The sequence below is a fragment of the Actinomycetes bacterium genome (assembly GCA_035489715.1).
Classification (GTDB): domain Bacteria; phylum Actinomycetota; class Actinomycetes; order JACCUZ01; family JACCUZ01; genus DATHAP01.
On the sequence record DATHAP010000087.1, the window covers coordinates 1 to 5,738 of the forward strand.

General features: G+C 72.6%; 8 protein-coding genes. 4 read left to right on the top strand and 4 right to left on the bottom strand.

Features of this window, described 5'->3' with window-relative positions:
• The 4 genes from VK640_07255 to VK640_07270 form a co-directional block, all read right to left on the bottom strand.
• Positions 1-415: trehalose-phosphatase (locus VK640_07255; protein HTE72980.1), on the bottom strand; the 415-nt coding region annotated here is incomplete at its 3' end.
• Between the two features lie 33 nt (positions 416-448).
• Positions 449-1,123 carry a LytR C-terminal domain-containing protein gene (locus VK640_07260; protein ID HTE72981.1) on the bottom strand — a complete coding sequence of 225 codons (675 nt, stop codon included), beginning with the start codon at positions 1,121-1,123 and terminating at the stop codon, positions 449-451.
• 33 nt (positions 1,124-1,156) lie between these two features.
• Positions 1,157-1,462 (bottom strand): DUF3263 domain-containing protein, encoded by a 306-nt coding sequence (locus VK640_07265; GenBank protein ID HTE72982.1) that lies wholly within the window; start codon positions 1,460-1,462, stop codon positions 1,157-1,159.
• 98 nt (positions 1,463-1,560) lie between these two features.
• Entirely contained in the window at positions 1,561-2,406 is an 846-nt protein-coding gene (locus VK640_07270; GenBank protein ID HTE72983.1) for an NTP transferase domain-containing protein, read from the bottom strand.
• 17 nt (positions 2,407-2,423) lie between these two features.
• Here VK640_07270 and VK640_07275 point away from each other — a divergent pair, with 17 nt between their 5' ends.
• The 4 genes from VK640_07275 to VK640_07290 form a co-directional block, all read left to right on the top strand.
• On the top strand, positions 2,424-3,392 hold the full coding sequence (locus VK640_07275) for a pirin family protein (GenBank protein HTE72984.1): 969 nt from the start codon (positions 2,424-2,426) through the stop codon (positions 3,390-3,392).
• A gap of 175 nt (positions 3,393-3,567) precedes the next feature.
• Complete coding sequence (locus VK640_07280) at positions 3,568-4,575, top strand: sulfate ABC transporter substrate-binding protein (protein ID HTE72985.1); 1,008 nt, start codon at positions 3,568-3,570, stop codon at positions 4,573-4,575.
• A gap of 40 nt (positions 4,576-4,615) precedes the next feature.
• Positions 4,616-5,455 (top strand): sulfate ABC transporter permease subunit CysT, encoded by an 840-nt coding sequence (cysT, locus tag VK640_07285; GenBank protein HTE72986.1) that lies wholly within the window; start codon positions 4,616-4,618, stop codon positions 5,453-5,455.
• Positions 5,448-5,738, top strand: a 291-nt coding sequence (locus tag VK640_07290) for a sulfate ABC transporter (GenBank protein ID HTE72987.1), incomplete at its 3' end; no start/stop codon positions are given. The genes cysT and VK640_07290, both read left to right, overlap by 8 nt.

Sequence of the window (5,738 nt, forward strand, 5' to 3'; positions counted from 1 at the left end):
CCTTGTCCTCGACCGAGGTGCCCTCGGGCGCCCCCAGCTCTCGCAGCAGCCCGGGCAGCCGGTCGCGGGCGACGGCGACGCCGGCGGCCACGTCCGGCGCGGTCACCGTGCCGCCCTCCCAGCGCTCCAGCCCGTAGTGCCCGAGCACGACCAGGCCGGGGACCCCCGCCAGGCCGCCGCGGTCCACCGCCAGCTGCGCGGGGCGGCCGGTGACGACGGCAACCCGCACGCCGCGCCCCGCCAGCCGTTCCAGCACCGGAGGCACGTCCGGGTGCGCCCGGGCGTCGTCGGGGTCGGGGACGATCGGTGACAGCGTGCCGTCGAAGTCGAGGGCCACGAGGGCGTCGGCCGGGTCGGCGAGCAGGGCGCGCAGACCGTCGCGCCCGGCGGAGGTGGCGGGCTTCGGGAGGCTCACCGGGTCGGTCCGCTCAACTGCCGTCGACCGCCGTCATCCTTGGTAGGAGTCGGTCACGACCACGGTGAAGCGGGTCGTCGACAGGTTGCCGAACCGCGGCAGCGTGCGCGGGGTGGCGCGCAGGTCGCCGGCGACGGCGAATGCGACCGTCTCGCCGCCGGCCGGGTAGTAGACCGTGGTCGCCGGGACGGTGCCGCGGAAGTTGCCGACGGCCGGCACGTCCCAGCCGGCGGACCGCAGGTGGGCGGCCACCGACGCGGCGAGCCCCGGCCGCGAGGTCTGGTTGAGCACCACGACCTCGACGGTCGACCGGTCGACCGCACCGGCATTGTCGCCGGTGTCGCCGGTGTCGCCGGTGTCGGCGGTCCGCGTCATCTCGGCCGCCGGCGTCCGCTCCGCCTTGGTGCCTTCGACGGCGCTCTGCGCCCTCGTGGTGGCCGAGGACGTCCCGGTCGGGGTCGCAGCTGAGGAGGCGGGCGATGTCGTGACCGGCGGTGCCGAGGTCGGTGCCGACGCGGTGGCGGCGGCCGCCGTGTCGGTCCGCGGGCCATCGGTGCGGTCGCCCTGCCACACGGCGAGCGAGGTGACCAGGGCGCTGACCGCGGCGACCGCGAGCACCGACGGCATCAGCGCGTTCACCAGGGTGCGCCGGGTGCGGTGGGCGCCCCGGCGCACCCGGGCCGGGCCGGTGTCAGGTCCGTGGCTCATCGGTGCAGAGGGTAGCGAACCGGGCGCAACCGGTCAGACCTCGATGCCGAGGCGGCGGGCCGAACGGGCCCGCTGGCGCGCCGAGCGCAGCCGGCGCAGGCGCTTGACCAGCATCGGGTCGGTGGCCAGCGCCTCGGGTCGGTCGATCAGCGCGTTGAGCACCTGGTAGTAGCGGGTGGCCGACATGTCGAAGAGCTCGCGGATCGCTTGCTCCTTGGCCCCGGCGTACTTCCACCACTGCCGCTCGAAGGCGAGGATCTCCTGGTCGCGGGCGGACAGCCGGGACGCGGCCCCCGCGTCGGCGGGGCGGAAGGCGTCGGCGGCGTCGCTCGTGCCCATGTCGCTCCTCGCTGGCGGTGCGGATACCGGTGCCGGCGCCAGGGCGGGACGCCCCGGCTCGTCGGCGCCATCGTACGGGTGAATCACACCGCTGTCATTCACCGGGCGACCTCGCGCCGGAACGGGTGCAGCGTGGTCCCGGCGCCCCGCACGGCCTCGACCAGCACCTCGTCGGGGCGCACCCGCTCTCCCGCCCAGACCACGCTGCGCTCCAGCCGCCCCTCGACCTCCGCACCGGGCTCCACGACCGAGGCGCCGCCGGACGCCAGCAGGTTGGCCCGCAGGTAGTCGGCCGGGGTGCCGCAGTCCACGGCCGGCAGGTCGGTCACCACCAGGTCGAGCCGCCCGTGCGCGTGCAGGTCGCGCCAGGACACCTCGTAGAGCCCGGCCGGCTCCGGCGAGAGGTCACGCACCGACCACCAAGGGAGCAGGCAGATCCCGACGTAGCGCAGCCCGCCGAGCACCGCCGGGTCCGGCTGGTCGGGGCGAGTGCACAGCAGCCGTGGCCGCTCGCCGTCCCAGCCGGCGACCAGGTCGCGGATGGCCGGTGCCATCTCCGGCGGGTACCACGCGTCGGCATTGGTCACCAGCACCGGTCGTCCGTCGAGCCAGTCGTGGAGCAGGCCCAGCGCCCCGGCCGTCCCCCGCGCCTCGCCCGGCTCGGCGGAGACGTGCAGGTCGCGGGTGTCCAGCCAGGCGCGCATCACGTCCAGCTGGGCGTGCGCGTTCACGGCGACCTGCGCGACGTACGGCCGAAGGCGCTCGACCGCCCACTCGAGGAGCGGGCGGGTGGCGACGGTGCACAGCGCCTTGGGACGTACGTCGCTCAGCGGCCGGAGCCGGCGCCCCTCGCCGGCTGCCAGCACGACACCGGCGATCTCGGACCCGACCATCGCGGCCACGCTCTCACGGGTCGCGACCGGGCCGGGAATCGCGTCCGGCACCGGGGCGTTCCGCAGGCATGCCAGCCGTGACGGTCGACGACGTCCTCGCCCTCCCCCGGGTCCCTGCCCCCGCGCTGGACTCCCTCGAGCGCACGGTCACCTCGGTGACGACGGCGCCGCGCGGCTTCGAGGGCGAGGGGTTCCCGGTCCGGCGGGCGTTCGCCGGCGTGCCGCCGGAGCAGCTGGACCCGTTCGTGCACCTGGACCAGATGGGCGAGGTCGACTACGCGCCCGGCGAGCCCAAGGGCACGCCGTGGCACCCGCACCGCGGCTTCGAGACCGTCACCTACATGATCGACGGCGAGATGGCCCACCAGGACTCCAACGGCGGCGGCGGGCTGATCACCAACGGCGACACCCAGTGGATGACCGCCGGCAGCGGCATCCTGCACATCGAGACCCCGCCCGAGCACCTGGTCGTCAGCGGCGGTCTGTTCCACGGCTTCCAGCTGTGGGTCAACCTGCCGCGCGAGCTCAAGATGGCGGCGCCGCGCTACCAGGACATCCGCGGGGCCAAGGTCGGCCTGCTCTCGTCGCACGACGGCGGCGCGCTGGTGCGGGTCATCGCCGGGTCGCTCCCCGGGGTCGAGGGGTCCGACGGTCCCGGGTCGACGTACACGCCGATCACCTTGATCCACGCCACCGTCTCGGCCGGCGCCCGGCTGACCCTCCCCTGGCGGCCGGACTTCAACGCGCTGGTCTACTCCCTCGGCGGCGCCGGCTCGGTCGCCACCGAGCGGCGGCCTCTGCGCAGCGGGCAGCTCGCGGTGCTCGGCAGCGGAGACGTGCTCTCCGTGCTGGCCGACGACGCGCAGGACTCGCACACGCCGGCGCTGGACGTGCTCGTGCTCGGCGGGGCGCCGATCCGCGAGCCGGTCGCGTGGTACGGCCCCTTCGTCATGAACACCGAGGCCGAGCTGCGGCAGGCCTTCGAGGACTTCCAGGCCGGCCGGCTGGGCACCGTCCCGGCCCAGCACGCCGACTAGCTCACTTTCTCCCGCCCTCCGTCTCCGGAGGGGACCCGGCCAGCCGTCCGTCTCATCCGACGCGCCGGGACATTTTGGACATCCGCCGATCGTTGCTTAGAGTCTGAATACAAGTTTCTCGATGGAGAAAGGTTTTCCCATGCTGTTTAAGGCTCCACGGCGAGTCGCGGCCGGAATGGCCACCGCACTGCTCACCCTGACCCTCGCCGCGTGCGCCAGCACCGAGGCCTCGACCGACGACGGCTCGGCCGCGGGCAACGGTGGCGAGGAGGTCACCCTCTCCCTCGTCGCCTACTCGACTCCCCAGGCGGCGTACGAGAAGATCATCGCGGCCTTCCAAGAGACCGAGGCCGGGCAGGACGTGAAGTTCGAGCAGTCCTACGGCGCCTCCGGCGACCAGAGCCGGGCCGTCGAGGCCGGGCTGCCGGCCGACTTCGTCATGTTCTCGCTCGAGCCCGACATGACCCGGCTGGTCGACGCCGGCATGGTCGACGCGTCGTGGAGCTCCGACGAGAACAAGGGCGTCATCACCAACTCGGTGGTCGCCCTGGTGACCCGCAAGGGCAACCCGGAGGGCGTCCAGGGCTGGGACGACCTGACGAAGAAGGGTGTCGAGGTCATCACGCCCAACCCGTTCTCCTCCGGCGGTGCCCGCTGGAACCTGATGGCCGGCTACGGCGCGCAGCTCGAGGACGGCAAGTCCGAGGCCGACGGCGAGCAGTACCTCGCCGACCTGCTGGCCAACGTGCCGGTGCAGGACGAGAGCGCGCGGGCCTCGCTGCAGACCTTCTCGGGCGGCAAGGGCGACGTGCTCATCTCCTACGAGAACGAGGCGATCTTCGCCCAGCAGAACGGTGAGGACCTCGACTACGTGGTGCCGGACTCGACGATCCTGATCGAGAACCCCGCCGCCGTCACCAGCACCACCAAGCACCCGAAGGAGGCCAAGGCGTTCCTGGACTTCGTCCGGGGCGAGGAGGCGCAGAAGATCTTCGCGGAGAACGGCTACCGGCCGGTGCTCGACGGTGCCGACACGGCGGGCCAGGACTTCCCGGAGCCGGCCGGCCTGTTCACCATCGCCGACCTCGGCGGCTGGGACGAGGTGCTCGCGACCTTCTTCGACGAGGAGAACGGCGTGGTCACCGAGATCGAGCGCAACCTCGGCGTCTCGACGGAGAAGTGACGACTTCTTGACCACGACAGCCTCCCGGACCGACGCCGGCGTGAGCCTCCTTCCCGGGGCCACGCCGGCGCCACCGACCGCGCCACGACGCCGGCCGCTGCACGGCAAGGGCCAGGCGATCGGCCTCGGCTTCGTCGTCCTGTACCTCAGCGTCATCGTCCTGATCCCCCTGGCGGCCGTGGTCGCCACGAGTCAGGAGAACGGCCTGGCCGGGTTCTGGAAGGCTGTCACGACCCCCGAGGCGTCCTCGACCCTGAAGCTCACGATCGGTGCGTCGTTCCTGGTCGCGGTGATCAACTGCCTGATGGGCACGATGATCGCCTGGCTCCTGGTACGGGACCGGCTACCGGGCCGGGGCTTCTTCGACGCGCTCATCGACCTGCCGTTCGCACTGCCGACGATCGTGGCCGGTCTCGCCCTGCTCACCGTCTACGGGACGGACAGCCCGCTCGGGCTCGACATCGCCTACTCCCGGTTGGCGGTCGTGGTCGCGCTGCTCTTCGTCACGCTGCCCTTCGTCGTGCGGACGGTGCAGCCCGTCCTGCTCGAGCTGGATCGGGAGATGGAGCAGGCAGCGGCATCGCTCGGCGCCGGCCCGGCCACGATCTTTTTCCGGATCATCCTGCCGAACATCCTGCCGGCGATGGCCGCCGGCACCGCGCTCTCGTTCGCCCGGGCGGTCAGCGAGTTCGGGTCCACCGTGCTGATCTCGGGCAACCTCCCTTTCAAGACCCAGGTGGCATCGGTGCACATCTTCAACCAGCTGGAGAACGACAACGTGGCCGGCGCCGCCGCGGTCGCGACGGTCCTGCTCGTCGTCGCGCTCGTGATGCTCGTCGCGCTGGACGTGCTCCAGCGCTGGGGAGCCCGCCGTGGCTAGCCCCGGCGTCCTGGTCAAGCCTGCCGTTCGCGGCCTGGCGCTGCTCTACCTGACGTTCCTGCTCGTCATCCCGGTCGCGCTGATCTTCTGGCGCACGTTCGAGAACGGCATCGGCCCGGTCATCGACGGCCTCACGACCCAGGCCACCATCCACGCGTTCCAGCTCACCGCCGTGATCGCGTTCTGGGCGGTGCTGGCCAACACCGTCTTCGGCGTCGTCGCCGCGCTGCTGCTGGTGCGGTACGACTTCCACGGCAAGCGGGTCCTCAACGCGCTCATCGAC

Excerpts from the sequence above, each read along its gene's own strand:
- VK640_07275 (HTE72984.1), top strand. The coding sequence starts at position 2,424 with ATGCCAGCCGTGACGGTCGACGACGTCCTCGCCCTCCCCCGGGTCCCT.
- VK640_07280 (HTE72985.1), top strand. The coding sequence starts at position 3,568 with ATGGCCACCGCACTGCTCACCCTGACCCTCGCCGCGTGCGCCAGCACC.
- VK640_07265 (HTE72982.1), bottom strand. The coding sequence starts at position 1,462 with ATGGGCACGAGCGACGCCGCCGACGCCTTCCGCCCCGCCGACGCGGGG.
- VK640_07260 (HTE72981.1), bottom strand. The coding sequence starts at position 1,123 with ATGAGCCACGGACCTGACACCGGCCCGGCCCGGGTGCGCCGGGGCGCC.